The following is a 1,394-nucleotide window of genomic DNA, read 5'->3' on the forward strand; positions in this document are numbered from 1 at the left end:
CTGAGACCTGATGCCGAGCCGATTGTGGTGAAGTGGATGATCCTATGCTGTCGAGAAAAGCCTCTAGCGAGTTTCATGGCGGCCCGTACCCCAAACCGACTCAGGTGGTCAGGTAGAGAATACCGAGGCGTTCGGGTGAACTATGGTTAAGGAACTCGGCAAAATGCCCCCGTAACTTCGGGAGAAGGGGGGCCATTCCTGGTGACGAGTCTTGCACTCCGAGCTGGGGGTGGCCGCAGAGACCAGCGAGAAGCGACTGTTTACTAAAAACACAGGTCCGTGCGAAGCCGTAAGGCGATGTATACGGACTGACGCCTGCCCGGTGCTGGAACGTTAAGGGGACCGGTTAGCTCCATTTCGGTGGGGCGAAGCTGAGAACTTAAGCGCCAGTAAACGGCGGTGGTAACTATAACCATCCTAAGGTAGCGAAATTCCTTGTCGGGTAAGTTCCGACCTGCACGAATGGCGTAACGACTTCTCGACTGTCTCAACCATAGGCCCGGTGAAATTGCATTACGAGTAAAGATGCTCGTTTCGCGCAGCAGGACGGAAAGACCCCGGGACCTTTACTATAGCTTGATATTGGTGTTCGGTTCGGCTTGTGTAGGATAGGTGGGAGACTGTGAAGCAGCAACGCCAGTTGTTGTGGAGTCGCCGTTGAAATACCACTCTGGTCGTGCTGGATGTCTAACCTGGGTCCGTGATCCGGATCAGGGACAGTGTCTGGTGGGTAGTTTAACTGGGGCGGTTGCCTCCTAAAGGGTAACGGAGGCGCCCAAAGGTTCCCTCAGCCTGGTTGGCAATCAGGTGTTGAGTGTAAGTGCACAAGGGAGCTTGACTGTGAGACTGACGGGTCGAGCAGGTACGAAAGTAGGGACTAGTGATCCGGCGGTGGCTTGTGGAAGCGCCGTCGCTCAACGGATAAAAGGTACCCCGGGGATAACAGGCTGATCTTCCCCAAGAGTCCATATCGACGGGATGGTTTGGCACCTCGATGTCGGCTCGTCGCATCCTGGGGCTGGAGTAGGTCCCAAGGGTTGGGCTGTTCGCCCATTAAAGCGGTACGCGAGCTGGGTTTAGAACGTCGTGAGACAGTTCGGTCCCTATCCGCTGTGCGCGTAGGAGTGTTGAGAAGGGCTGTCCCTAGTACGAGAGGACCGGGACGGACGAACCTCTGGTGTGCCAGTTGTCCTGCCAAGGGCATGGCTGGTTGGCTACGTTCGGGAGGGATAACCGCTGAAAGCATCTAAGCGGGAAGCCTGCTTCGAGATGAGCACTCCCACCTCCTTGAGAGGGTAAGGCTCCCAGTAGACGACTGGGTTGATAGGCCGGATATGGAAGCCCTGTGAGGGGTGGAGTTGACCGGTACTAATAGGCCGAGGGCTTGTCCTCAG

General features: G+C 56.3%; 1 rRNA gene. It reads left to right on the forward strand.

From position 1 onward, the window contains the following. Positions 1 to 1,392, forward strand: a 23S ribosomal RNA gene (locus ACZ4W5_RS38000); the annotation flags it as partial. Positions 1,393 to 1,394 lie beyond the last annotated feature (2 nt).

This window comes from Kitasatospora sp. NPDC029367 (assembly GCF_055569135.1).